Here is a 25118-nt window from a genome sequence, read left to right as displayed (position 1 = left end):
AGCCGGGCTGCCCTGGTGAGTCAGCTGCGTGCCCGGAGGGGACCGCGCGAAGCCGCTGTGGGCGCTCCGGAACGGGATCGCGGTGTCCGGCCCCGCGTAGCGCCCACAGTCCGGTCTGGCGAGGTTCAGGAGCGGTATCCGGCGGAGCGGTACTCGTATTCCCGGTCGTCGTCACGGTCGCCCGTGTCCCGGCTGAAGTCCCAGCCGCCGGCGGCTTCCCGTCCCGGCCTACCGCCGACCGCGAACCCGCCGATCTCCTGCCCCCGGCGCCAGCCGCGGAAGTAGCCGGTGGTGTTCTCGGCGAGGCTGGCGGCGTCCCGCACGATCCGTAGTGGGCGCTCCTCACGCAGCGGGGAGCCTGGCACGAGGTTGGCCTGCGGAACCCGCTTGGGTAGCCCTGCCATCGTCTCCGCACCGACGGCTGGGCGGGCCGCCTGCTCGGCTGCCTGCCAACCGGTGTCGGCCGTGGTCGACCATTCCAGGTCGGCTTCCTCGCCGTGCCCGACGAACCAGGCGGACCTGGCCTGGGCGAAGATCAGCAGATCGCCGTCACCCTCGTCGGGAATCGGCGGCGGTCGGTGTTCGACCGACGGCTCCGGCCGGCGCGCCGGCGGGAGGTCGAGTCGCTCCACCATCCGGTTGCCGCGCTCCGCGGCCTCCCGGTCGACCAGCCGCAGCGGTGGGGTCTCCGGCTGCTGTTCGGCCCCGCCGCGCAGCGCCCGGTCGGCCAGCGGCGGTGGCTCGACCAGCCGCAGCACCGGCGGCTCCGGCGGCAGATCGTCGGCGAGCCACGGCGGGGTGACCCGGCGGTCGGCGTCGAGGTCGGGGGAGGGCTCGGCGACGCTGCGCCGGCCCCGGTCCTCGTAGGGACCGAGGTCCGGGTTGCGTGCCGGACCGTCGGCCCGGCTCTCCGGGTTGTTGACCAGCGGCCAGTTGGCGCGGGAACCCGGGGCCGTGTTCTCCTCCTCGGGCCGGCGCGCCGGCACCGGGACACTGAGGTCGGTGGCGCTGAAGCCACCCGTCGGCGCCGGTGGTTCCCCGTTCGTCTTCGGTCGGGGCGGGATGACGGTGCGCTGGCGCTCGGCCCGCGCATTGTTGATTGCCGCGGTGGTGAGGGTCGGCCGGAACGGCTCACCCGCCTCGGCGGGCGGGATCGGTCCGCGCTGAGCCGGCGCGATCGGGGTGATCCCGGGCGGCGGCGGAGGCGGTGCGGAGACCGGCCGGTTGGCCGGCCCGTCGGTTCGCAGCGGACGGTGTTCGGCGCGCGTCGGGCCGGAGCCGACGCCGTGCGACGGTGCCGCCGAGGCGGATGGGCCAGCGACGGCTGCCGGCGCGACCGGTGCGGGCGCGACCGGCGGCGGGGCGACGGGGGAGGGTGCCACCGGCGGCGGTCCGAGTGGCCGGGGCGGTGCCGGTGGGGCACTGCCCGGTATGGGCTCGGGGAGGCCACGACGTCCGCCAGCCGGCTCCGGCCCGGAGGGACGGACCGGACGAAGCCCCGGTGCCGCGCTGGCGGCCGAGAGCTCGCCGACCGTCTCGCCGCGTCGTGCCGCGGCCCTACGGCCGGTGGCCTGCGGTGGACCGGCAGAGCGGGCGCGCAGCGCGCCGACCAGCGCGGCGCAGCCGGCGTCGCAGGCCCGTACAGAGGCGACCGCCTGCCGGATGGTCTCCGCGGCGGCGGAGGTGAGGGCCCGGTTGACCGTGGCCCGGCGTGGGGTCTCGGAGATGGCGACCCGCAGCGCGGTGACCGCCTCGTCGATCGCCTCGGCGTCACCTGTGCCGTCTGCCGCGAGTTGGGCGGTGACGGCGTCGGCGGTGACCGCCGCGTCGCGGCCACGGCCGGCCGCGTCGGTGAGCATGCCCGGCTCGGGCAGCGCGTCCAGCACCGCCAGCGGGATCGGCTCGGCGGGGTCGGGGTAGGCCCGCAGTGCCGCCGGGTAGAGCTCGCGCAGTACCTCACGCAGTGCGGCGGCGGCGGAGTGTCGTCCGGTGGCCAGCGCGGCGTGGGCGGCGAGTACCTGCTTGTAGCCGGCGAGGTCGCGAGGGGCGGGCAGCGTGACGGCCGAGAGCGCGCCGGCCTGTAGGGAGCGGGCGAGGCCCACGGCCCGCCGCACGGCCGGCGGCGCCTGCATCTCCTCCAGCGAGTCGTCGTCGGCGAACCGCTCCGCGAAGTCGTCGACCGAGTCGTCGTCGGCGATCGCCAGCGGCCGGCCGGCCGCGCTGAGCAGCGAGGTGACGATGTTGTCGTCGCTGTCGGCTGCGATGGCCGCACCGCTCGGCCCGCCCGAGCGTTCCACGAGCAGCGTGACCAGTCGGGCGTAGCCCTCCGGGTCGTCGCTGATCCCGCAGACATGCAGCAGGCGGCCTGCGTCGTCGACCACCGCGGACGTCAGCGCCGATCCGGCCGAGACCGGTCGGTCTGCCGGGTCCGCCGAGGCCAGACCGCAGTACACGCGCACGAGCGCCACGGCGTCGTCCTCCTCCCGGGACACAGGGGTTTCTCTGCCAGAGACTGATGCTCCCTGGTGCGGGTCAGTCGCGCCAGTCCACGATCGCAGAGATCTTCCCGACGATCGTGCGCCAACCCAGACTTGCGGTTTGTGCCCCGATTTTCCTCAGCTTACGCCGACCCATGAAGCCGCCGAACCCGCCGTTGACCGAGGAGCGGAGCGCCTCGTCGAGGTCGTCGAGGCTGGAGCCGCTGGAGAGCATGTGGAGCACGGCCGGCAGGCGGAGGGCGTACGCCAGGTCGCGGGCGACCTCGCCGGCCTCGATGAGCAGCGTCGGATCCCACGTGTCGTGCCCACCGCGGAGGTTCTCCACGACAAGGTCGAGTTCGTAGACGTCCTCGTCGGGTGGTGCGATGTCGGCGGGTTCCACCCGTTCGGACAGTTCATGCCAACTGTCCAGCTGGGACATGTCGTTTGGAGCGCCGGACCGGACGAAACTCACCAGGGACTCGGCCGTCTTGAACAGCAGCAGCCGACCCTGGTGGCTCAGGAAGACCGGCACCTCCTCGTCGCTGTCCTCGTCGCTGTCCTCGTCGGCAGCCGCCTCGTCGGCGTCCTTCTCCTCCTCGGTGGCCTCGTCGTCGCGCTTGGCCCGCTTCTCCTCGTCGTCGCTCTCGGCGAAGTCCCGCGCGACGTCCTCGTCGAGGATGACGACGTCACCCTCGTCCTCGTCCTCGTCGGTCTCCACGACCTGGCGGCGGGCGAGGAACGGGTCGTCGGCGTCGCGTTCGGCGACGTCGGTGGGGGTCAGCTCGCTCGTCGGCCGGTACGCCCGAAGGGTGAACCCGGTGCCGGCGGGCAGGGCGATCTCCACCGGTTCGATCCGCAGGTCGTCCCAGAGTGCGCGGTCGGCGCCGGTCGGCGCGTCGGCGTCCGGCTCGGCTGCGTCCGGCTCGGCTGCGTCCGGCTCGGCGAGGCCGGTCGTGTCATCGAGCTCGGGTTCGTCGGCGTCCGGTCGTTGGGGCGACTGGCGGGCCACGGTGACCTCCGTGTACGTCGGGCTACCGCCCACCGGTGCTGATGCCGATGGGTGACTCTGGGCACATACCCTAGTTGGCTGCGCTGGGTAACGGATGCCCGCACCCCGGTGGCGCCCCCACCCGACCGGCGAGTTGCCGCAGATGTTTCTCGACCGACACGTCGGGACCGACCCGCATGGCTTCACCCTGCCATGCACGGCGAGGTCTGGGTTTCGGTGAGATCCCGCAGGGGTCAGCCCGACAGGGCGAGGTAGCCGTTCTCGGCCGCCTGCTGCAACACCCACTGGTCGCGGTACCAGCCGGGGGTCGTGACCAGCTCCGCGTGCCGGCCGCGCTGGACGACCCGACCGGCGTCCACCACCACGACCTCGTCGAACTCGGCGAGGCCGTTGAGCCGGTGCGTGATCAGCAGCACCGAGTGCGCGGCGGGGGTCGCGGCCAGCGTCGAGGCGAGCACCTCGTCGGCGGCGGCCGGGTCCAGGCCCTCGGTCGGTTCGTCCAGCACCAGCACTGCGGGCGTGGCGAGCAGGGCGCGGGCCAGTGCGAGCCGCTGCCGCTGACCGCCGGAGAGCTGCCCGCCCTCCTCGCCGACCACCGTCTTCCAGCCGTCCGGCTGGGCGGCGATCCAGCCGGCCAGGCCGGCAGCGGTGACGGCGGCGACCAGCGCGTCCTCGTCCGCGGCCGGGCGCCCGAGCAGCACGTTGTCGCGGACTGTGGCGTGGAAGACGTACGCCTCGGCGAGCAGCCCGCCGACCAGCCGGGGCAGCTCGTCCGGCGGGTACCCCGACACGTCCCGCCCGTCCAGGGTCACCCGCCCGGCATCGGGACGCACCGCGCCGGTCAGGACGGCGGACAGCGTGCTCTTGCCCGCGCCGCTCGGGCCGACGACCGCGACCCGACGGCCGGCCGGCACAGCGAGGTCGAACCCGTCGAGTGCGGCCGGCGCGCCGGGCCGGTAACGGACGGTAACCCCGTCGAATCTGACGGCGGGTGCGGCGCGGGCACGGCCGCTCTCCGCCGGAACCGCGTCCCCGACTGCTGTGTCCCCGACCGTTGCGCCGTCGCCCGCCCGCCCAACCGCTGCGGCGGGCTCGGTTTCCGGTACGGCCTCCAGGAGTTGGGCGACGCGCGCCAACCCGGTACGTAGCCCGGTCCACTGCCGGGCGGCACCGACCAGAGCGAGGGCGATCTCCACCACCGCCAGCGCACCGACCGCCAGGACACCGACCAGCACGCCGTCCACGCCGGCACTGAACGCCACGTACACCACCGCGCCGGTGGTGATCCCGGCGACCAGGACCCCGGCGGCGTCGACGGCGTAGCCGAGCGCGGCGAGTCGCCGCTCCAGCCGGGCCAGCCGCTGGGCCCGCCGCCCGGCCGTGGCCAGTACCCCCGCGGTGGCCCCGAAGGCAGCCAGGTCGGCGGCGCCATGGGTGAGATCGACCGCGTCGACGGCGAGCGCCCCCCGCAGCGGCGCCACCTCTGCGGCGGCCTGCCGGGTCAGGGCGCCGGCCAGCGCCGGCAGGGCCACCCCGGCCACCAGTAGACCGGCGGCGAGCGCGAGCGCTGCCGGCGGCGAGACGAGCGCGGCCAGGCCGACGGCCAGCACGCTCACCAGCCCGGCGGCGGCGACCGGCACGACCACCCGCAGCAGCAGGTCCTGCACCGCCTCCACGTCGGAGACCAGCCGGCTCAGTGCGTCCCCGCTGCGCGGCGGGGCGCCGCGCCTGCCGGCCAGGGCGTCGAAGACCCGCGCCCGGACGTCGGTGACGAGGCGCAACACCGCGTCGTGGCCGGCGAGCCGCTCGGTGTAGCGCAGCACGCCCCGGCTGACCGCGAGGGCCCGCACCGCGACGATCGCCACGGTGAGCCGATCCAGCGGAGGCTGGCCGGCTGCGGTCATCAGCAGCCAGGTCGCGCTGGCCATCAGGGCCAACCCGGCGAGTTCGGTCGCCGCGGCCAGCAGCCCGGCGCCGACCAGGCGCCTCAGGTAGGGCCGGGCGAGCCGCAGCACGGCCAGCTCGGGGGGACGGCCGATTCCGGCGTTCATCGGGCCTCCGCCGCCCGCGATGGCGTCAGTACGGTGACCCGGCCGTCGGAGATCCGCAGGATTCGATCAGCGTCTCGTAGCAGCGCGGGCCGGTGGGCGACCAGCAGTGCCGTGCGTCCGGCGACCAGCCTCCGGGTGGCCGACAGCACCGCCGCCTCGGCGGCGGCGTCGAGGCGGGCGGTTGGCTCGTCGAGCAGGACCACCGGGGTATCCCGCAGGAACGCGCGGGCCAGCGCCACCCGCTGCCGCTGACCGCTGGACAGGCCGTGTCCGCGTTCGCCGAGCAACGTCTCCAGGCCGTCGGGCAGTGCGGCGACCACGTCGTCCAGGGCGGCGGCGTGCACGGCGGCGGCGACCGCGCCGGGCGGCGCGTCCGGGGTGCCGAGCCGGATGTTGTCGGCCAGCGACGCGGCGAACAGGTGGGCCCGCTGCGGTACCCAGGCCACCTGCCGGCGCCAGCCGTCACCGTCGGCGTCGCCCAGGTCGACCCCGCCGACGGTGACCCGCCCAGCGGTGGGCGTCACGAAGCCGAGCAGCAGGCCGAGCAGGGTGCTCTTGCCAGCACCACTCGGGCCGATGATCGCTATCCGTTCGCCGGGCCGGATGGTCAGTGTGACGTCCCGCAGCGCGGTGGTGCGCTCGTACGCGACGGTCACCGACTCGAACCGGATCTCGCCGCGGCCCTCCGGCAGCCTTCCCGGCCGGCTCGTCGGGTCCGGCGCGGAGCCGGAGAGGGTGAGCGCCTCGTCCAGCGCGCTGAGCCCCTCCATGCTGGCGTGGAACCGGCTGCCGGCCGCCCGCAGCGGCAGGTATGCCTCCGGGGTGAGCAGCAGCACCAGCAGCGCGGTCTGCAGGACGAGACCGCCGTCGAGCAGCCGGATGCCGACCGGGACCGCGACCAGCGCCACCGACAGTGTGGCGACCAACTCCAGCACCAGCGCGGAGAGGAAGGCGATGCGCAGTGTCTTCATGGTGGCCAACCGGTGGCCGTCGGCCATCCGGCGCACCGAGTCGGTCTGCGCGTGGGCCCGGCCGAACGCACGAAGCGTGGGAAGTCCGGCCACCATGTCCAGGAAGTGCCCGCCGAGCAGGGACAGCCGTCGCCACTGGCGTTCGGTGGCGGCCTGGGCCTGCCAGCCGAGCAGCGCGCCGAAGATCGGGATGAGCGGCAGGGTCAGCGCGATGATCACCGCCGAGCTCCAGTCCGCGAGGAAGACCCGGCCCAGCACCGCGACCGGCACGGTGATGCTCAGTACGAGCTGCGGCAGGTATCCGGTGAAGTAGGCGTCGAGCGCGTCCAGCCCGCGACCGGCGAGCGTGGCCAGTTGCCCGGCCCGCTGCCCGGCGACCCAGCCGGGTCCGTGTCGGGCCACCGCTCCGAGCAGGTCGGCCCGCAGCGCCGCCTTGACCGTGGCGGCCACCCGCGCCGACGCGACGCCCTGCGCCCACACCACCAGCGCGCGGGCCGCGACGGCGGCGACGAGACCGGCCAGCGCGGCCTGGTCCAGCTGCCCGGTGAACGCCGTGGCCAGCAACACGGCCAGCGCCGTGGCCTGCGCCACGACCAGTCCGGCGGCGAGCACGCCGAGCAGCGCGAGCAGGGCGAGGTCGCGTCGGGCCGCTGGGACCCGGTGCAGCAGCCGTGGGTCGAAGGGGCGGCGGTTCACCCGTACACCAGTGCCCGACCGTCGGTCCGTCCTTGGAAAATCCACCAGCTCATCGCCTGGAAGCCTAGTAGGGCGGGCACGAGCGGGACCGTCAGCCAGGCCAGCAGGCGCAGGGTCGCCGTGCTGGCCGCCGCATCGGTCACCGTCAGTGACGCCGTGTAGCCGGTGCCAGCCAAAGTCAGTTCAGGATGGTCAGCTGAGAAAAAGCGAGATGGGCAGGGCGGCCACGGTGGTGGCCACGGCCAGCGCGGCGGCACCGAGCAGCCGGGGCGGGCGCTCGGCGACCAGCAGTCGCTGCACCCGCACGTCCAGGTCCCGGTCGCCGAGGCCGAGCGTGCCGGCCGGTGTGATCCGGCTGCCGGCGGCGGCGAACCGGCGCAACGCACCCGCCAGCGAGACCTCCGCGTGCCGCTCGCGAGCCTTGTCGTCGGCGCGCATCTCGACCAGCAGCGAGACCCGCTCGTGCGCCTCACGCACCCAGCGCAGCCACGGCAACGCCCGGCACAACGCGGTGAACGGCAGCAGCACCAGATCGTGCCGCTCCTGGGCGTGCGCCCGCTCGTGGGTCAGCACCGCCTCCAACTCGGCGCGGTCGAGCAGGCTGAGCGTGCCGGCGCTGACCACCACCCGGGGCCTCACCCCCGGCAGGCAGTACGCCGCCGCGCCGGGATGGTCGAGCACCAGCGCCCCGGGGACGTTCGGATCTCGCCGAGCCACCAACGTCAGCAGGTCCCGGTGCCGACGCTGGGCGCGTACCGTGCCGTGGACGCTGCGTACCGTCGTGGTCAGCAGCACCGCGCCGATGCCGAGACCGACCCCGACCAGCCCCAGGTTCACCACGCCGACACCCACCGGAAGCGTGCTGTGCCGCAGGTCGTTCGCGAGCGCGAACACGGCGCTACCGGTACCCCGGTCGTATTCGGCCAGCCCGAACGCGATCGGCAGGCCCGTCGCGCAGAGACCGGCCGCCAGGCCGACCGCCTGCCAGCACAGAATCGCCACCCGCGGGCTACGCCAGGTCCAGGTGGAGCGGGCGAGTACCTGCGCGATCAGCCAGCAGGCGAGCATCGAGGCAGCGAAATGCAGGGTCTGCGCCATGTCGTCGCCCTACCGCTCCGCGGCCTCGTCGGCCCGACCCGTTCGGTCCGTCGCGGGTGCCTCGACCCGATCGGTCAACGCCGCACCGTCACCCGGCCCGGTCGACCCCATCGCGGCCTCGGCGGCCAGCGCGGCACGCAGCACGTCGGCCTCCGTACCCGTCACCGAGCGGGCGAACCGGACCAGCGCCGCGTCCCGGCTACCGCCGAGGTCGAGGGCGTCGAGCATGATCTGGGCGATGTACGCCTCCCGGCTGGCCGCGGCCCGGTAACGCCACGCCCGGCCCTCCCGTTCGCGCTGCACCATGCCCTTGCCGGCGAGCCGGTCCAGCACCGTCATCACCGTCGTGTAGGCCAACTCGCGACCGGCCAGCGCGTCGGCGACCTCGCGCACCGTCACCCCACCGGACGTGGCGGGCACCGTGTCCCACAGCACGTCCATCACCGCACGCTCAAGATCCCCCAGCCGAGTCACCCCAAAATCCTACCCCTCGTAGTAGACCCCTCCCCATCCCACGCCCAACTCCACCCCTCCACTCGAACCACGCCGGTCCCGGAGACCCGCGAGCGAGGTGAGTCAAACCCCCTTCGGGTGCCAGACCGTCTTCGTCTCCAGCAGCGCCGTCATCCGTCGCAGACCGGGATCGGCCGACCAGTCGTGGTCCGTCGGCACTGGCCGGAGCACCCGCTTGAGGTTCTCCGCCGCCCTGACCTCAAGGTCGGCCGCCAGCTCCGGCTCCGTCACCCCGGCCAGGTCGACGGCGTTGACGTCCATGTGCGCGGCGAGGGTCGGCACGGTCTCCGACAGCCGTCCGGTCAGGATGTTGACGACCCCGCCGGGCAGGTCGGAGGTGGCCAGCACCTCGGCCAGGGTCACTGCGGCCAGCGGGGCTGCTGGCGACGCGGCCACCACGACCGTGTTGCCGGTGACGATCGCCGGGGCGATCACGCTGACCAGGCCGAGCAGTGCCGGCGCCTCGGGGGCCACCACGGCCACCACGCCGGTGGGTTCGGGTGCCGACAGGTTGAAGTACGGCCCGGCCACCGGGTTCGCGCCGCCGTACACCTGCGGCAGTTTGTCGGACCAGCCCGCGTACCAGACCCAGCGGTCGGTGGCGGCGTCCACCTCGTCGCCGGCTACGCCGAGGGCGACGAACTGTTCGCGGCGGCCCTCCAGCATCTCGGCGACCCGGTAGAGGATCTGACCCCGGTTGTACGCGGTCGCGCCGGCCCAGCCCTTGACGGCCGCGCGGGCGGCCACCACGGCGTCCCGTGCGTCCTTGCGGGAGGCCAGCGACACGTTGGAGTCCTGCACGAGATACGACCGTCCCGACTCGCTGCGCGGGAAATTCCCGCCGACGAAGAGCTTGTACGTCTTGCGTACGGTGACCCGCTCAGACATCGAGGTACGCCTCCAGCCCGTGCCGGCCGCCCTCGCGACCGTAGCCCGACTCCTTGTAGCCGCCGAACGGCGAGGTGGGGTCGAACTTGTTAAACGTGTTGGCCCACACCACCCCGGCGCGCAGCCGGTCGGCCATCCAGAGGATCCGGGAACCCTTGTCGCTCCAGATCCCCGCCGACAGCCCGTACGGCGTGTTGTTCGCCTTCTCCACCGCCTCGGCCGGGGTGCGGAAGGTCAGTACGGAGAGCACCGGTCCGAAGATCTCGTCTCGGGCGATCCGGTGTGCCTGGGTGACCCCGGTGAAGATGGTCGGCGCGAACCAGAAGCCCCGCTCCGGCAGCTCGCACGGCGGCGCCCACTGCTGCGCGCCCTCGGCGGCACCGGCTTCGGTCAGCTTCCGGATCCGGGCGAGCTGTGCGGCCGAGTTGATGGCCCCGACGTCGGTGTTCTTGTCCAGCGGGTCACCGAGCCGCAGCAGGGCCATCCGGCGCTTGAGCGATTCGAGCACCTGCTCGGCGATGGATTCCTGGACCAGCAGCCGGGAACCGGCGCAGCAGACGTGCCCCTGGTTGAAGAAGATGCCGTTGACGATGCCCTCGACCGCCTGGTCGACTGGCGCGTCGTCGAAGACGATGTTCGCGGCCTTGCCGCCCAGCTCCAGGGTGAGCCTCTTGCGGCTGCCGGCGACCGCGCGGGCGATGGCCCGGCCCACGTCGGTGGAGCCGGTGAAGGCGACCTTGTCGACGCCCTCGTGCTCGACCAGCGCCCGGCCGGTCTCGCCCGCGCCGGTGACGATGTTGACCACCCCGGCCGGCAGGTCGGCCTGCTGGCAGATCTCGGCGAAGAGCAGCGCGGTCAGCGGGGTCGTCTCGGCCGGCTTCAGCACCACCGTGTTGCCGGCCGCGAGGGCCGGGGCGATCTTCCAGGCCAGCATCAGCAGCGGGAAGTTCCACGGGATGACCTGCGCGGCCACGCCGAGCGGCTGCGGGTGCGACCCGCTGTGCTGGCTCGTGGGCCTCCGGCCGAACCCGGCGTACTCCAGCTTGTCGGCCCAGCCGGCGTAGTAGAAGAAGTGCGCGGCGACCAGCGGCAGGTCGACGTCCCGGGACTCCCGGATCGGCTTGCCGTTGTCCAGCGACTCCAGCACCGCCAGCTCACGCGAGCGCTCCTGAATGATCCGGGCGATCCGGTACAGGTACTTCGCCCGGTCCCGGCCCGTCATCGGACCCCAGACCTTCTCGTACGCCCGGCGTGCGGCCCGGACGGCCCGGTCGACGTCCTGCGGGCCGCCCTCGGCGATCTCGGCCAGCACCTCCTCGGAGGCCGGATTGATCGACTTGAAGCTGCCGCCGTCGGTGGGGTCGACGAACTCCCCGTTGATGAACAGCCCGGAGGAGGCTTTGATGTCCACCACCGAGCGGGACTCGGGTGCGGGTGCGTATTCGAACATCGCGTTCAGTCCAGGGTGAAGTAGTCGGGGCCGGCGTAGACGCCGGTCGTCAGCTTGGTGCGCTGCATCAGCAGGTCGTTGAGCAGACTGGAGGCGCCGAACCGGAACCAGTCCGGGTCCAGCCAGTCCGGCCCGACGGTCTCGTTGACCATGACCAGGTACTTGATCGCGTCCTTGGTGGTCTTGATGCCGCCGGCCGGCTTCACGCCGACCTGCCGGCCGGTGGCGGCCCGGAAGTCGCGGACCGCCTCCAGCATCACCAGGGTCACCGGCAGGGTGGCCGCGACCGGCACCTTGCCGGTGGAGGTCTTGATGAAGTCGCCACCGGCCAGCATCGCCAGCCAGGAGGCGCGGCGAACGTTGTCGTAGGTGACCAGTTCGCCGGTCTCCAGGATCACCTTCAGGTGGGCGTCCCCGGCGGCCTCCTTGGTGGCGACGATCTCGTCGTACACCTCGGAGTAGCGGCCGGCCAGGAACGCACCGCGGTTGATCACCATGTCGATCTCGTCGGCGCCGGCCTCGGCGGCCGCACGGACGTCGGCGAGCTTGATCGGAAGTGGCGCCTGGCCCGACGGAAACGACGTGGCCACGCTGGCCAGGTGTACGCCGCTGCCGCGAAGGACTTCGGCCACGTGCGGGACCATCAGGGGGTAGACGCAGACCGCGCCGACGTGCGGGCAGGACGGGTCGGCCGGATCCGGCCGCAGCGCCTTGGCGGCGAGTGCCCGCACCTTGCCGGGTGTGTCCGCGCCCTCCAGCGTCGTCAGGTCGACCATCCGGATCGCGAGGTCGATCGCCTGGGCCTTGGCGCTGGTCTTGATGGATCGGGTGCCGAGCTGGGCTGCCCGCTGCTCCGCGCCGACCTGGTCCACGCCCGGTAGGCCGTGTAGGAAGGTCCGCAGAGCGGTCTCGGATCGTCCCAGCGCGGAGAGGTCCGACCGGGCCGACGTCGTTGTCGCCGTCATGATTCGGAGTCTACGCGGACAAACTACGAGTGATCTTGGTCACTGGTTGGTCGGGCCGCTGACGAGTGGGCGACGTCGCTGGTCCGGGCCGGGGTCCGCGCACCGAAAGCCAGGACAGGTAGGTTGGGCGATCGTGGACGTACTCGTCATTGACCACCCGCTCGCCCAGTCGCGGCTGACCGCCATGCGGGACGAACGCACCGACTCCTCCTCGTTCCGGGCGGCGCTGCACGAACTCACCACCATGCTGGTGTACGAGGCGGCGCGCTCCTTCCCGGTGGAGACGTACCCGGTGCAGACCCCGGTGACCGGCACCGAGGGCACCCGGCTGGCCAACCCGCCGCTGCTGGTGCCGGTGCTGCGGGCCGGCCTGGGCATGGCCGACGCCGCGCTCGGTCTGCTGCCCGAGTCCTCGATGGGCTTCGTCGGGCTGGCCCGCGACGAGGAGACGTTCGAGCCGCGCGCCTACATGGAATCCCTGCCCCGGGACCTCGCCGGCCTGCCGGTGCTGGTCCTCGACCCGATGCTGGCCACCGGCGGGTCGCTGGAGCACTGCTGCCGGCTGCTGGCCGAGCGTGGCTGCACCGAGATCACCGTGCTCTGCGTGCTCGCCGCCCCGGCGGGCATCGCCCGGCTGGAGCGGTCCGGCCTGCCGCTGCGCCTGGTCACCGCCGCCATCGACGACGGCCTCAACGACAGCATGTTCATCGTGCCGGGCCTCGGTGACGCCGGTGACCGGCAGTTCGGCGGCATGCCCCGGTTCTGATCCACGCCGCGGCGGGTTTGTGCTGCGGTCGGTGGCGTCCAGCGGCTAGCCTCTCGGGCCATGACTGGTGTGCCGCTCGCCGAGGAGTTGCTCCTGCTCGCGTACGACGACGAGACCGGCAAGGCGACCCTGCCACGGATCAGCCTCGACCTGGGGATGGCCGCCGCCGTGCTGATCGAGCTGGCCCTGGCCGGGCGGATCGCGTACGCCGACGGGGCGCTGACCGCCGTGGATCCGACGCCGACGGGCGAGCCGGTCACCGACGCCGTGTTGGCCAAGATCACGGGGGACACTCCGCACAGCCCCTCATCCTGGGTGCAGCGGCTGCGCCACGGCCTCCGCGACAGGATCCTCGGTGACCTCTGTGCCCAGGGCGTCGTCCGGGACGTGGACGAGACGGAGTTGGGTTTCATCCACGTGCACCGCTACCCGGTGGTGGACCCGTCGGTGGAGGCGGAGACCCGGCAGCGGCTGGCCGAGGCGCTCACCGGCGTTGCCCCGGACGAGCGGACCGCGGCGCTGGCGACCCTGGTGGCCGTACTCCGGATGGAAACCGCGCTCGGCGTCAGCGGCGAGGCCGCCGCCGACGCCCGCCGCCGGTTGGAGGCGATCGCGACCGGGGCCGGCTTCTCCGGCGAGGTCGGCCTCGAAGGCTCGGTGGTCCGCCCCTCGGTCGGCCTGGTGGTGGCCGCGCTCGGCCGCGCCGTCGAAGCCGCCCTCGGCCCCCGCCGCTGACCCGTCGGCCCCGCTGCTGAACCGCCGGCACTGCCGCTGACCCGCCGGCCCGGGTGCTCATCTTCTTGCCAAGCGTGATTTCACAGAGACATTTCATGTCGGTGTGAAATCACTTGGTTCTCGCGTTCGGTCGCCGCCGAAGAGCCATCGAATGGCAGGGATTCGGCGATGTTGGCGCCTGCTGCGGTAACGGCAAACCGCGCGTCACCTGATTGTCGTATAACTGGTCAGTGGGTCAGGTGGTCGGCCCGGACGGCGGTGACGAAGGCGGACCAGGTGGCGGGCGCGACGGTGAGGGCCGGGCCGGTCGGGTCCTTGCTGTCGCGGATGCCGACGACGTCCGGCAGGTTGTCGGCGACCTCGACGCAGTCGCCGCCGTTGGTGCCGCTGCGGGTGCTGGTGCGCCACCGCGCGCCGGTCAGGTCATTCATAGCACTCTCCCAGGATGGCATCGATGAACTCCATCGATTGTCGCTCGCCGAGGGCGGCGGTTTCCAGCCCCTTCCACCCCCGTTCGTAGGCGGCGATCTCGCTCGGCTGGTCGAGGTAGAGCGCGCCCGTGAGCCCCTCCACGTAGACCGTCGGCGGCTCGGAGGGGCCGCCGAGCGGTGCGGCCGGGAAATCGAGCAGGACGAAGGTGCCGGCCTCGGCGGCCAGCGGCGGGCCGGCGGCCAGCGGCAGCAGCCGGATCGAGATGTTGTGCCGCTGGCCGGCGGTCAGCAGGTGCCGCAGCTGGTCGGCCATCACCGGCCGGCCCGGCACCGGGCGGCGCAGCACCGCCTCGCTGAGCACCACGGTCAGCTCCGGCGCGGGCGGCAGCCGCCGGGCCAGCAGCCCCTGCCGCTGGATCCGGAAGTTCACCGCCTTCTTCCGCTCCGCCTCGCCCAGCTCCGGCCGGTTGTGCAGGAAGAGCGCGGTGGCGTAGTCGGGGGTCTGCAAAAGCCCCGGCACCAGTTCGGCGTTGTAGTGCCGCACGCTGCTGGCGACGTTCTCCAGCCCGACGTAGAGCGAGAACCAGGCCGGAATGGCGCGGCCGTAGGCGTGCCACCACCCCTCGGCCCTGCTGACCTCGGCCAGCCCGAGCAGCACGCTCGCCTGGTCCTGGGTCGCCCGGTACAGCTCGCAGAGCAGGCGCACGTCCGGCCCTCTCGCCGGGGTCAGCCCCCGCTCGATCCGCCAGATCTTCTGTCGGGAACAGTCCAGCTCCTCGGCCGCAGCCTCGATGCTCACCCGGGCATCCACCCGGAGCTGGGTGAGCAGCCTGCCGAGCTGCCGTCGCGGAACGGTCGAGCCGTTTGTTGCATGCATCGTGCAACACCTCTCAGCCCCAGATGCAACCAATTCCTGTCGGTGAAGAAACGCCACCCAGAATCGGCCCGCGCTTATGCGGGGAAATGGCGTCGGTTGATGCTAAATGGGCGAGCGGTGCGTGAGCAAGTGTTTGCGGGGTGTATTCGGTCGGCGGTGTTGGAAGGGGCCCCTATACCGCAAGCGTTAATAGGGGCCCTCCTCACATGCCCAGGGCGTGCGCGGTTTCGGTGCGGAGCGCGGTTACGGCGTTCGCCGCGCGAGCACGCGCCGCCGCCACGTCGCCGGCCGCGACCGGCTCCACCACTTCGAGGTACGCCTTGAGCTTCGGTTCGGTGCCGGAGGGGCGGATCACCACCCGGGCGGAGTCGGTACGCAGGATCACCACGTCGGCGTCCGGCAGCAGGTCCTGTGCCTCGGTGATCGGCTGGCCGAGCAGCGTGGTCGGGGTCGCCGCCCGGATCCGGGCCATCGCGTCGGCGATCAGCCGCAGGTCGTCCACGCGCACCGAGAGCTGGTCGGTGTGGTGCACGCCGAACTCGGCGGCCAGCTCGTCGAGCCGGTCGGTGAGGGTCCGGCCCCGCGCCTTGAGGTCGGCCGCCAGCTCGGCGACGGTCAGCGCGGCGGTGATGCCGTCCTTGTCGCGGACGTGCTCCGGGGCGACGCAGTAACCGAGCGCCTCCTCGTAGCCGAACACCAGCGGCTCGGCCCCACCGCCGGCCCGCACGATCCACTTGAACCCGGTGAGCGTCTCGTCGTACGGCAGGCCCCGCGCGGCGCAGAGGGCCCGCAGCAGTGACGAGGAGACGATGGTGGTGGCGTAGAGGCCGGTCACTCCGCGTCGCATCAGGTGGTCGGCGAGCAGCACGCCCACCTCGTCCCCGCGCAACATCCGCCAGCCCGAGCGTCCACCCGCACCTGGAGCGCCCTGCGTAGTGCCGTCCGGCTCGCTGCTCGCGGTCCGGACCACGACCGCGCAGCGGTCGGCGTCGGGGTCGTTGGCGATGGCCAAATCGGCGCCGGTGCGGTCGGCGAGCGCGACCAGCCGGTCCACCGCGCCCGGCTCCTCCGGGTTGGGGAAGCTGACGGTCGGGAAGTCCGGATCCGGTTCCGCCTGGTCCGGCACCACGCCGGGCACCGGGAAACCGGCGGCGGTGAACGCGGCGGTGAGCACCGCCGCGCCGACGCCGTGCAGCGGGGTGTACGCCACGGTCAGGTCCCGGGGACCGCCCGGCGTGACGACCTCGATCGCCCGCGCGACGTACCCGGCGACGACGTCGTCGCCTAGCACCTGACCGGCAGGGCCGAGCGGTACCTGGATCAGCGGGCCGACCGCCCGGATGGCCGCCTCGATGTCGGCGTCGACAGGCGGCACGATCTGCGCACCGGCGCCCAGTGCGCCGCCCAGCTCGGCACCGAGGTACACCTTGTAGCCGTTGTCCTGCGGCGGGTTGTGGCTGGCGGTCACCATCACCCCGGCGACCGCGCCCAGGCGCCGCACCGCGTACGCGAGCACCGGGGTGGGCAGCGGACGGGGCAGCAGCAGCGCGGGGCGTCCCGCCCCGGTCGCCACCCGGGCGGTCTGCTGGGCGAACTCGTGCGAGCCGCGCCGGGCGTCGTACCCGATCACCAGCGGGCCGGCGCCGCCCTGGGCCGCGAGCCAGGTGACCAGCCCGGCGGCGGCCTGGGTGACCACCGCGAGGTTCATCCCGTTCGGGCCGGCCCGCAGCGGTCCGCGCAGCCCGGCGGTGCCGAAGGTCAGCGGCCCGGCGAACCGGTCGGCCAGCTCCGGCGCGCTGCCCGGTAGCTGGTCGAGCACCCTCCGAAGCTCCGCCCGACCGGCCGGGTCGGGGTCGTCGGCGAGCCAACGTTCGGCCCGCTCACGGATGGTGCTGATGTCAGTGGTCTCCGCCGCCATTGCCTCTTGATAGCACGGCGGCGGATCACCAGGGACGTGTCCCCTGGCTCAGCCGGCCGAGGTGATCTGGAACGACTCCAACATCTCGTCGTAGATCGGCTTGCTCTCCTCGAAGCGGGAGTCGTTCGAGGTGAGGTAGAACGAGTAGATCCGGCCGTCGTGGGCCACCCCGTGCCACACACCGTGCCGCATGTCGTCGCCCTCGCCGCAGGTGTACTCGAACTCGGCCGACGGCTTGCCGGCCAGCTCCTTCTCCGCCATCGAGATCTGGGTGTACGGCTTGACGCAGGACGTCGACCGGGTCTTGAGGCCGTTCTCGGCGACCTCCGCCCAGCGGGCCGAGGTGCCGCTCCACTTCTCGTTGAGGATGCGCACCCGGCGACCGCTGTCCTCCGGGTCGGTGTAGTCGATGTAGACGCCGCCGGACGGGGCGGCCCGCTTCCAGCCCTTGGGTACCTGCATCTGCACCCCGCGTCCCGAGTGCTCCTGCATCTCGATGGCGGGGCCCGCCTCGGCGGAGTTGGACGGTTCGGCGACGGGGGCGGCCGGCGGTGCGTCGTCGTCGCCGCCGGAGAGCGCCACGATGCTGATCAGCAGCAGCACCGCGAGGCCACCGGCTGCGGCCAGCTGCATCTTGCGCGGCCAGCCCTTCACGGTGCCGACCGCCCGGCTGCCGGCGGCCTTCGCCCGGTCGAGTGGGCTGCTGCCGCCGGGCTCCGCAGGCCGGGCGCCGTACGGCTGGCTGGGCGCGGCCGGCCACTGTGCGGCACCGTAGCCGCCGAGCTGCTGGGTGGCGTCGCCACCGCCGCCGATCCGCTGGGTCGCGTCGCCACCGCCGCCGATCCGCTGGGTGGCGTCGCCACCGCCGTAGGTGCGGCCACCGGGCGGGGCGGCACCCTGCCGTCCCGGTCGGGCAACCTGGTGGGCGCTGGTGTCGTCCATCGCGCTGGTGCCGGCCACCGTGCCCTGACCGGGGCGTTCACCCCGGCGCAGCGCGGCAAGTCGGTCGGTCAGCGACTCACCCGGACCGAGCATCGCCCGGCCGCCGATCTGCCCGGAGAGGGCGGCCTGCGGCGGCGCGGCCGGCGCGCTGATCGGCGTGGGCTGCGGCACCGGCATCACCGAGTACTGGTCGGTCATCGAGTTGACTCCGGCGGCGGCGTTGCTCAGTGGGCCGGCCAGCAGCTCACGCAGCATGGCGCGAGCGGTGTGCACGTCCAGCCGGCGAGCCGGGTCCTTCTCCAGCAGGCCCATCAGCACGCGGGTGAGCGGGCCGCTGCGCTGCGGCGGAGCCGGCGGGTCCTCGACCACGGCGTGCATCGTCTCGATCGGGTCGCCCCGGTCGAAGGGTGGCCGGCCCTCCACCGCCGTGTAGAGGGTCACGCCGAGGGAGAACAGGTCGCTCGGCGGCCCGAACTCCTGCCCCATGGCGCGCTCGGGCGAGATGAAGTGCGGTGAGCCGAGCACCATGCCCGGGGTGGTGAGCTGCACGTCGGTGGGCATCCGGGCGACGCCGAAGTCGGTCAGCACGCAACGCCCGTCCGAGCAGATCAGCACGTTGGCGGGCTTGACGTCGCGGTGCAGCACCCCGATCGCGTGCGCCACTTCGAGCGCGCCGAGCAGCGCGATCCCGATCTTGGCGACGACCCGCTGGGTGATCGGTCCATCCTCGATCACCATGTCGGCGAGGCTGCGGGCGTCGAGCAACTCCATCACGATCCACGGCCGGCCGGCCTCGGTGACCACGTCGTACACCTGCACGACGGCCGGGTGGGCGATGGCGGCGGCGGCGCGTGCCTCGCGCAGGGTGCGTTCGTACATCGCGTCGCGGTCACTCGGGGCCAGTCCCGGCGGGAGGACGACCTCCTTGACCGCCACGTCACGGCGCAGAAGTGTGTCTGTGGCCCGCCACACCGTGCCCATGCCACCGTTGCCCACCGCGGAACGAAGCGAGTACCGGTCGCCGATGACGGTGCCGGTTGTCGCGCGTCCGTTGGTGGGGATGCTGATCGGTCCGCCGCTCCACGTCGGGATCTGAGTCACAGAAATGCCACCGGGGGAAGTCGAGAGGGCTGGGACACAACCCCCCTATCTTGCTGGTTCAGACGCCCGATGCGAAAGCCGGCGCGGCGGACGTTTCCGTTACTCGACGGTACGTGTGCGACCACTCACCTCTTGTCGCGCGGTGACGACGTGGTGTGCGGTATCCCTCACGCGGAACCCGCCCTGGTCGTCCTACCATCCGGTAATGAGTGAACGGTCGAGCGAGTCCGGTTTCCCGATCAAGGGCGTCTACACGGCGGCCGACCTCCCCGGAGACCTGGACTCCCGGCTGGGCGCGCCGGGAGTGTTTCCGTACACCCGCGGGGTCTATCCCACCATGTACACCTCCCGACCGTGGACCATGCGCCAGTATGCCGGCTTCGGCACCGCCACCGAGTCCAACGCGCGCTACCACCAGTTGTTGCGGGCCGGCACGATGGGCCTGTCGGTCGCCTTCGACCTGCCCACCCAGATGGGCTACGACTCCGACGACCCGATCGCGCACGGCGAGGTGGGCAAGGTCGGCGTGGCCATCGACTCCATCGAGGACATGCGGCTGCTCTTCGCCGGCATCCCGCTGGACAAGGTCTCCACCTCGATGACGATCAACGCCCCGGGCTCGGTGCTGCTGCTGCTCTACCAACTCGTCGCCGAGGAGAACGGGGTGCCGGGCTCGGCGCTCAACGGCACCATCCAGAACGACATCCTCAAGGAGTACATCGCCCGGGGCACCTACATCTTCCCGCCGAAGCCCTCGTTGCGGCTGGTCGCGGACACGTTCGGCTACTGCCGCAGCGAGGTGCCGAAGTGGAACACGATTTCCATATCCGGCTACCACATGGCCGAGGCCGGGGCCACGCCGGTACAGGAGATCGCCTTCACGCTGGCCAACGGCGTGGAGTACGTGCGTGCCGCGATCGCCGCCGGCCTGGCCGTGGACGACTTCGCCCCCCGGCTGTCGTTCTTCTTCGTCGCCCGCACCACCCTGCTGGAGGAGGTGGCGAAGTTCCGGGCGGCCCGACGGATCTGGGCCCGGCTGATGCGCGACGAGTTCGGTGCGCTCAACCCCAAGTCGCTGATGCTGCGCTTCCACACCCAGACCGCGGGCGTGCAACTGACCGCCCAGCAGCCCGAGGTGAACCTGGTCCGGGTAGCGGTGCAGGGGCTCGGCGCGGTGCTCGGTGGCACGCAGTCGCTGCACACCAACAGCTTCGACGAGGCGATCGCCCTGCCCACCGAGAAGGCGGCCCGGCTGGCGCTGCGCACCCAGCAGGTGCTGGCGTACGAGACGGACCTGACCGCCACCGTCGACCCGTTCGCCGGGTCATACGTGGTGGAGGCGATGACCGCCGAGATCGAGGCGGCGACGGACGCGCTGATGGCCCGGGTCTTCGAGCACGGGTCGGCGGTGGACGCAATCGAGGCCGGCTTCCAGAAGCGGGAAATCGAGCAGTCCGCGTACGAGATCGCCCAGGAGATCGACTCGGGGGCGCGGGTGGTGGTCGGACTCAACCGGTTCACCATCGACGCGGAGGAGCCCTACGAGCCGCTGCGGGTGGACCCGACCATCGAGGCGGCGCAGGCCGATCGGCTGGCCAAGCTGCGGGCCGAGCGGGACGACGCCGCCGTGCAGCGGGCCCTGGCCGAGCTGCGTACGGCGGCCTCTGGTACCTCGAACGTACTACACCCGATGAAGGCGGCGCTGCGCGAGCGGGCCACCGTGGGTGAGGTGTGTGGCGCGCTGCGTGAGGTCTGGGGTCGGTACCGCCCCACCGACCGCTTCTGATCCGCCGCGTCGCGCCTTCCTGTCCGCCCGTTCCGGTCGCGCAGCGTGTCGACCGGTCGGTCCCGGGTATTCCGCTTCCCGTGATCAGGTGGACGCACATGTTGTGCGGTCGGATGACGTCCGGGCATGTGAGCGTCCTCGGGTGTCGGTCGCCGAGCGTGGTCGGGTAATTGTCGTACGGTCAGTTCATTGACGCGACTAATGCGACAATTCGGAACGACGGCGATGGGTTTCGGAGAGATTCTCAAGCCGCAGACATGATTACGCGTTGTAGGAGGTGGGGGGCGAATGGTGGCGTTCGAGCGCGATCTACCTGCTGTCCAGCACACCTCCGGGCGCTCTCAGCAGGGCATACGTGACGCTGTGCGGTCCGACCATCACCGGAACGAGGTTGCGCAGAGTTACCGTCGGAGGTCTACGCTGCTGTCAGCTGTTCCCGATGATCCATCCATTCCTAGTGATCGAAGAGAATTCGACGTGACGAGTGCGTTGACGATGCCAACCGGCAACCAGCTGGCGCCGTCCTGGCCGGCGGGACCGTCCGGTTCCCTGCCCCTTCCCTTCGAGCTGGATCACCTGCTCGCCCTCCGGGTACCGGGCCTGATCGCCACGCGCCGTCACATCCACTCGCATCCGGAACTGTCCGGCGCGGAGTTCGAGACGGCGGCCCTGATCGCCCGGGAACTCACCCTGGCCGGGCTGCACCCGCGCCTGCTACCCAAGGGCAACGGAGTCATCTGTGACATCAACGGCCGCCCCGACGGGCCGGTGATCGCGCTGCGCGCCGACATCGACGCGCTGCCGTTGACCGACGTCAAGGACGTGCCGTACCGCTCCACGGTCGACGGGGTCTGCCACGCCTGCGGGCACGACGTGCACACCACCGTCATGCTGGGTGTCGGCATGCTGCTCGCGCAGCTCGCCGACCTGGGCGAGCTGCCCGGCCGGGTACGACTGATCTTCCAGCCCGCCGAGGAGATCCTGCCCTGCGGCTCGCTGGAGGTGATCGAGGCCGGCGGTCTCGACGACGTGACGCAGATCTTCGCGCTGCACTGCGACCCCAACCTGCCCGTCGGGCAGGTGGGCCTACGGGTCGGGCCGATCACCGCCGCCGCCGACAACGTCACCGTCCGGCTCACCGGTCCGGGCGGGCACACCGCCCGCCCGCACCTGACCGTCGACCTGGTCGACGCGCTCGGCCGGCTGATCACCGAGGTGCCCGCCCTGGTCAGCCGCCGGGTACCGGCCAACAGCGGGCTGCTGCTCGTCTTCGGTCACGCCTCCGCCGGCACCCGGTACAACGTCATCCCTTCCGAGGCGTCCGCCTCCGGCACGCTGCGGGTGATGGACCGCGACGCCTGGGAGTCAGCGCCGAAAATCGTTTCTCAGGTGGTCCGGGACGTCATCGCCCCGACCGGAGCCACGGTTGATCTGGAGTACCTGCGCGGGCGGCCGCCGGTCTGCAACGACGCGCGGGCGATCGGGGTGCTGACCGCGGCCACCACTGCCGCGCTCGGCCCGGAGGGCGTCGCGGAGACCCCGCAGAGCATGGGCGGTGAGGACTTCTCCTGGTATCTGGAGTACGTCCCCGGTGCCCTGGCCCGGCTCGGGGTCGGCCGCTCCGGGCCGAACGTGGACCTGCACCGGGCGTCGTTCGACGTGGACGAACGCGCCATCCCGGCCGGCGTACGGCTCATGGTGCAGACCGCGCTCCAGGCACTGGCGGCGGTGCGCTGACACTCGGCGGCGGCGTGTCGGCCGGCGCGACGAGCTCCGGCAGCGGGTCCCGGCTCCGATGCCGCCGGCGGCTCAGCCACCACACCGCCCCCAGCGGAACGCCGAGGACGAGCAGCCACGGCAGGACCGCCCCGAGCGCGGTGAGCAGGATGGTCATCGAGGCCAGGAAGACCTTCCAGCCGCCGTCGAGCCCGACCAGGAAGCCGATCTGGTTCTCCTCCTCCACGGCGGTCGTGACGCCCGGCCCCACCAGGGTGACCGTGATCGTGGACAGTGCGGTCAGGTCGCCCAGCCGCCGCTTCTTCGCCTCCAACGACGCGAGGTCGGCCTCCCGGCGGGCCAGCTCGTTCTCGATGCTCACCAGGTCGCTGATCGAGTTGGCTTGGGCGAGCAGCCGCCGCCCGCTCTCGACCCGGGCACGCTGGCTGGTGATCCGGGCGTCGAGGTCGATGGTCTCCTCGGTGACGTCCTGGGTGCCGATCTCACGGCGCTCCTGGCGACCGAGGCCCGCCAGCTCCTCCACCACCGGGTGGAAGCGGTCCGCCGGCACCCGCAGTTCCAACTCGGCGACCGCGTCGGCGTCGGAGCTGCTGCGCTGGTCCCCGCCGACGAAGCCGCCGACCCGGGTGGCCGCAGCCGTGGCGTCCCGCGCGGCGGCATCCACGTCGTCCACCTGCACCCGGATGGAACCGGTGTAGATGATGGCCCGCTGGTCGACCCGGGTGTCCGTCGCCGCCCCGGCCTCGCCCTGGGCCCTGCCGGGCGCAGCGACCTCGCCCTGGGCTCTGTCGGGCGCAACGGCCTCACCCGGCACGGCGGCGGCACCCTCCTGGGCCGGCGCGACCGCGTCGGCCGCCATGCCCGCCGTTTCTGAATCGTCGCCGCCGCGGCCACCACCGCAGCCGGCGAGCACCAGCAGCGTCACCAACGCGGACACCGCCGTGGTCCCGCGACGGCGGGTGCTGTTCTTCGTCATCCCGTTCCCCTTCCTCAGACCCGGGTGGGTGATAGCTCGGACGTCGCGCGCCACCACACGGGTTCCGGCAGACTGCGCTGAGGACATCACGATTCGATAAGGAGGCATCACGATGCGGCTCACCAAGTACGCTCACTCGTGTTTGCGGGTCGAGCACGACGGTGGTGTGCTGGTCGTCGATCCCGGGGTGTTCAGCGAGCCGGCGAAAGTGCTGGACGGGGCCGACGCGGTGCTGATCACCCACGAGCACCCGGACCACCTCGACGTCGAGGCGGTCAACCGTCAGCTGGAGCGACGCCCGATCGTCATCCACGGCCCGGCGGCGCTGGCCGGCACCCTCGGCGACGCGGCGCAGGCGCTGCGCCCGGTCACCCCCGGCGAGTCGTTCACCGCCGCAGGTGTCCCGGTACGCGCCTACGGTGGCCGACACGCGGTGATCCACCCCGACATCCCGGTGATCGACAACCTCGGATATCTCCTGAACGACGTCGTCTACCACCCGGGCGACGCCCTGTTCGCCCCGGACGACGTCCAGGTCGACACACTGTTCGCCCCGATACACGCGCCCTGGTCGAAGTTCTCCGAGGTGGTCGACTTCATCCGGGCGGTAGCCCCGCGGCGGGTCTTCGCGCTGCACGACGCCCTACTCAACGGCAACGGCTACGCGGTGCTCGACCGGCAGTACACCGCGCTGTCCGGCAGCGAGTACCAGCGGCTGGAGCCGGGCAGTCGGATCGACGGCTGAGCCGATGTCCGGTCCACCGTCCGACCTCGTCGAGCAGCTCTACCGCACGCCACCGGAGCGGTTCGTAACCGTCCGGGACACCGCCGCCGCGCAGGCCCGCCGTGCCGGCGACCCACGTACCGCCCGCGAAATAGCCCGGCTCCGCCGGCCCACCGTGGCCGCCTGGCTGGTCAACCTGCTCGCCCTCGAACGGCCGGACCTGGTGGCCGACCTGGCGCACCTGGCCGAATCCCTCCGCGAGGCCCAGCGCGAGCTGCGCGGCCCGCGGCTGCGGGAGCTGTCCGCTCAGCGGCGGGCCGTGGTGGGCGCGCTCGTCGCCGAGGTACGCCGGCTCGCCGCCGACGCAGCGGGCGCCCCGCCGGGCGGGAAGCTGCCGCTGGCCGAGGTCGAGGCGACCCTCAACGCCGCCCTCTCCGACGTCGAGGTCGCCGAACAGGTGCGTTCGGGGCGGCTGCTGCGCTCGGTCCACTACGCCGGGTTCGGCGAGGTGCCCCGGCCACAGCTGCGCCTGGTCACCGGCGGGGATGAGCCGCCGGTCGTCCCGCCGGCCCGGCAACGGGCGCCGGATCGGGGCGTGGTCCGCGCCGAACAGGCCGAGCGGGCCGCCCGCGCCGATCGGGCCCGGCGCCGCAAGGCGGTGGAGAAGGAGCTGGCGCTGGCGCGTACCGACCAGGAACGGGCCGAGACGGAGCTGGCCGGCGCGGTGGCGGCCGAACGCGACGGGGTCGCCGCCCTGGATGCGGTCGAGACGGAGCTGGCCGAGCTGGAACGTCGCCGGGCCGTCGCCGAACAGGAACTCAGCCGCTCCCGGCTGGCCCGACGGGCCGCCGAACGGGCCGCCAGCGCCGCCCGACGCCGCAGCGGCGAGGTCGAGGCCGCGATTGAGGCGTTGGACGTCGAGGAGGGGGATGCCGAGGTGGGCGACAGACCGGCAGACTGATCCCCCATGGACGGACCTTCGGTCGGATCCCACACGGCCGGAC

At 72.6% G+C, this 25118-nt stretch carries 21 protein-coding genes; 6 read left to right on the top strand and 15 right to left on the bottom strand.

The annotated features are described in order from the left end of the window. Window positions 1-125: 125 nt before the first annotated feature. From ACFHWY_RS22580 to deoC, 10 genes are all read right to left on the bottom strand, one after another. Window positions 126-2492, bottom strand: coding sequence for a transposase (locus ACFHWY_RS22580; RefSeq protein WP_416582242.1), 2367 nt, complete (start codon window positions 2490-2492; stop codon window positions 126-128). Window positions 2493-2532: 40 nt separating this feature from the next. Next, a complete protein-coding gene (locus tag ACFHWY_RS22575; RefSeq protein WP_416582241.1) occupies window positions 2533-3522 on the bottom strand; it encodes a DNA primase in 990 nt (329 codons plus the stop codon). A gap of 200 nt (window positions 3523-3722) precedes the next feature. Continuing rightward, the gene (gene cydC / locus ACFHWY_RS22570; RefSeq protein ID WP_416582240.1) at window positions 3723-5540 is read right to left on the bottom strand and encodes a thiol reductant ABC exporter subunit CydC; all 1818 of its coding nucleotides are present in this window, start codon (window positions 5538-5540) and stop codon (window positions 3723-3725) included. Next, complete coding sequence (gene cydD, locus ACFHWY_RS22565) at window positions 5537-7207, bottom strand: thiol reductant ABC exporter subunit CydD (protein WP_416582239.1); 1671 nt, start codon at window positions 7205-7207, stop codon at window positions 5537-5539. The genes cydC and cydD overlap by 4 nt, the downstream gene beginning before the upstream one ends. Then, window positions 7204-7383: a hypothetical protein gene (locus ACFHWY_RS22560; protein ID WP_416582238.1), complete on the bottom strand. Its 180-nt coding sequence runs from the start codon at window positions 7381-7383 to the stop codon at window positions 7204-7206. Before ACFHWY_RS22560 ends, cydD begins: the two co-directional genes overlap by 4 nt. Window positions 7384-7399: 16 nt before the next feature. Then, window positions 7400-8305, bottom strand: coding sequence for a M56 family metallopeptidase (locus ACFHWY_RS22555; RefSeq protein ID WP_416582237.1), 906 nt, complete (start codon window positions 8303-8305; stop codon window positions 7400-7402). Window positions 8306-8314: 9 nt separating this feature from the next. Further along, the gene (locus ACFHWY_RS22550; protein WP_416582236.1) at window positions 8315-8779 is read right to left on the bottom strand and encodes a BlaI/MecI/CopY family transcriptional regulator; all 465 of its coding nucleotides are present in this window, start codon (window positions 8777-8779) and stop codon (window positions 8315-8317) included. 102 nt (window positions 8780-8881) lie between these two features. Then, window positions 8882-9706, bottom strand: coding sequence for an aldehyde dehydrogenase family protein (locus ACFHWY_RS22545; protein WP_416582235.1), 825 nt, complete (start codon window positions 9704-9706; stop codon window positions 8882-8884). Beyond that, the gene (locus ACFHWY_RS22540; protein ID WP_416582234.1) at window positions 9699-11156 is read right to left on the bottom strand and encodes an aldehyde dehydrogenase family protein; all 1458 of its coding nucleotides are present in this window, start codon (window positions 11154-11156) and stop codon (window positions 9699-9701) included. The genes ACFHWY_RS22545 and ACFHWY_RS22540 overlap by 8 nt, the downstream gene beginning before the upstream one ends. A gap of 5 nt (window positions 11157-11161) precedes the next feature. Further along, entirely contained in the window at window positions 11162-12121 is a 960-nt protein-coding gene (gene deoC, locus ACFHWY_RS22535) for a deoxyribose-phosphate aldolase (protein ID WP_416582233.1), read from the bottom strand. Window positions 12122-12254: 133 nt separating this feature from the next. Here deoC and upp point away from each other — a divergent pair, with 133 nt between their 5' ends. Both upp and ACFHWY_RS22525 read left to right on the top strand, forming a co-directional pair. Then, window positions 12255-12887: a uracil phosphoribosyltransferase gene (gene upp / locus ACFHWY_RS22530; RefSeq protein WP_416582232.1), complete on the top strand. Its 633-nt coding sequence runs from the start codon at window positions 12255-12257 to the stop codon at window positions 12885-12887. A 60-nt stretch (window positions 12888-12947) separates the two neighbouring features. Then, a complete protein-coding gene (locus ACFHWY_RS22525) occupies window positions 12948-13622 on the top strand; it encodes a GOLPH3/VPS74 family protein (protein WP_416582231.1) in 675 nt (224 codons plus the stop codon). A gap of 227 nt (window positions 13623-13849) precedes the next feature. On the opposite strand, the gene ACFHWY_RS22520 is transcribed toward ACFHWY_RS22525, so the two are convergent. From ACFHWY_RS22520 to ACFHWY_RS22505, 4 genes are all read right to left on the bottom strand, one after another. After that, window positions 13850-14053, bottom strand: a complete 204-nt coding sequence (locus ACFHWY_RS22520) for a DUF397 domain-containing protein (protein WP_416582230.1) — start codon at window positions 14051-14053, stop codon at window positions 13850-13852. Then, a complete protein-coding gene (locus ACFHWY_RS22515) occupies window positions 14046-14930 on the bottom strand; it encodes a helix-turn-helix domain-containing protein (RefSeq protein WP_416582229.1) in 885 nt (294 codons plus the stop codon). Before ACFHWY_RS22515 ends, ACFHWY_RS22520 begins: the two co-directional genes overlap by 8 nt. Window positions 14931-15132: 202 nt before the next feature. Continuing rightward, the gene (locus ACFHWY_RS22510) at window positions 15133-16848 is read right to left on the bottom strand and encodes a phospho-sugar mutase (RefSeq protein WP_416582228.1); all 1716 of its coding nucleotides are present in this window, start codon (window positions 16846-16848) and stop codon (window positions 15133-15135) included. Between the two features lie 48 nt (window positions 16849-16896). Beyond that, window positions 16897-18891, bottom strand: coding sequence for a serine/threonine-protein kinase (locus tag ACFHWY_RS22505; protein ID WP_416582227.1), 1995 nt, complete (start codon window positions 18889-18891; stop codon window positions 16897-16899). A gap of 205 nt (window positions 18892-19096) precedes the next feature. Between ACFHWY_RS22505 and ACFHWY_RS22500 the strand changes: the two genes are divergently transcribed. Both ACFHWY_RS22500 and ACFHWY_RS22495 read left to right on the top strand, forming a co-directional pair. Then, window positions 19097-20677 carry an acyl-CoA mutase large subunit family protein gene (locus ACFHWY_RS22500; RefSeq protein WP_416582226.1) on the top strand — a complete coding sequence of 527 codons (1581 nt, stop codon included), beginning with the start codon at window positions 19097-19099 and terminating at the stop codon, window positions 20675-20677. Between the two features lie 477 nt (window positions 20678-21154). After that, entirely contained in the window at window positions 21155-22414 is a 1260-nt protein-coding gene (locus ACFHWY_RS22495) for an amidohydrolase (protein ID WP_416582225.1), read from the top strand. Here the strand turns inward: ACFHWY_RS22495 and ACFHWY_RS22490 are convergent. Further along, the gene (locus ACFHWY_RS22490; protein ID WP_416582224.1) at window positions 22371-23390 is read right to left on the bottom strand and encodes a DUF4349 domain-containing protein; all 1020 of its coding nucleotides are present in this window, start codon (window positions 23388-23390) and stop codon (window positions 22371-22373) included. The genes ACFHWY_RS22495 and ACFHWY_RS22490 overlap by 44 nt on opposite strands. 112 nt (window positions 23391-23502) lie before the next feature. Here ACFHWY_RS22490 and ACFHWY_RS22485 point away from each other — a divergent pair, with 112 nt between their 5' ends. Both ACFHWY_RS22485 and ACFHWY_RS22480 read left to right on the top strand, forming a co-directional pair. Beyond that, window positions 23503-24135 (top strand): MBL fold metallo-hydrolase, encoded by a 633-nt coding sequence (locus ACFHWY_RS22485; protein WP_416582223.1) that lies wholly within the window; start codon window positions 23503-23505, stop codon window positions 24133-24135. A 4-nt stretch (window positions 24136-24139) separates the two neighbouring features. Beyond that, entirely contained in the window at window positions 24140-25075 is a 936-nt protein-coding gene (locus ACFHWY_RS22480; protein ID WP_416582222.1) for a hypothetical protein, read from the top strand. Window positions 25076-25118 lie beyond the last annotated feature (43 nt).

Origin of the sequence: Micromonospora sp. LOL_024 (genome assembly GCF_048060415.1) — a bacterium.
Taxonomy (GTDB): Bacteria; Actinomycetota; Actinomycetes; order Mycobacteriales; family Micromonosporaceae; genus Micromonospora.
Note: the sequence above shows the minus strand (reverse complement) of the source record. Positions and strands in the feature narration are given on the sequence as shown.

Coding starts and splice junctions, on each gene's coding strand:
- ACFHWY_RS22510 (WP_416582228.1), bottom strand. CDS start 16,848: ATGGCGGCGGAGACCACTGACATCAGCACCATCCGTGAGCGGGCCGAA.
- ACFHWY_RS22545 (WP_416582235.1), bottom strand. CDS start 9,706: ATGTCTGAGCGGGTCACCGTACGCAAGACGTACAAGCTCTTCGTCGGC.
- ACFHWY_RS22525 (WP_416582231.1), top strand. CDS start 12,948: ATGACTGGTGTGCCGCTCGCCGAGGAGTTGCTCCTGCTCGCGTACGAC.
- ACFHWY_RS22520 (WP_416582230.1), bottom strand. CDS start 14,053: ATGAATGACCTGACCGGCGCGCGGTGGCGCACCAGCACCCGCAGCGGC.
- ACFHWY_RS22490 (WP_416582224.1), bottom strand. CDS start 23,390: ATGACGAAGAACAGCACCCGCCGTCGCGGGACCACGGCGGTGTCCGCG.
- deoC (WP_416582233.1), bottom strand. CDS start 12,121: ATGACGGCGACAACGACGTCGGCCCGGTCGGACCTCTCCGCGCTGGGA.
- ACFHWY_RS22515 (WP_416582229.1), bottom strand. CDS start 14,930: ATGCATGCAACAAACGGCTCGACCGTTCCGCGACGGCAGCTCGGCAGG.
- ACFHWY_RS22555 (WP_416582237.1), bottom strand. CDS start 8,305: ATGGCGCAGACCCTGCATTTCGCTGCCTCGATGCTCGCCTGCTGGCTG.
- ACFHWY_RS22480 (WP_416582222.1), top strand. CDS start 24,140: ATGTCCGGTCCACCGTCCGACCTCGTCGAGCAGCTCTACCGCACGCCA.
- ACFHWY_RS22500 (WP_416582226.1), top strand. CDS start 19,097: ATGAGTGAACGGTCGAGCGAGTCCGGTTTCCCGATCAAGGGCGTCTAC.
- ACFHWY_RS22485 (WP_416582223.1), top strand. CDS start 23,503: ATGCGGCTCACCAAGTACGCTCACTCGTGTTTGCGGGTCGAGCACGAC.
- cydC (WP_416582240.1), bottom strand. CDS start 5,540: ATGAACGCCGGAATCGGCCGTCCCCCCGAGCTGGCCGTGCTGCGGCTC.
- ACFHWY_RS22540 (WP_416582234.1), bottom strand. CDS start 11,156: ATGTTCGAATACGCACCCGCACCCGAGTCCCGCTCGGTGGTGGACATC.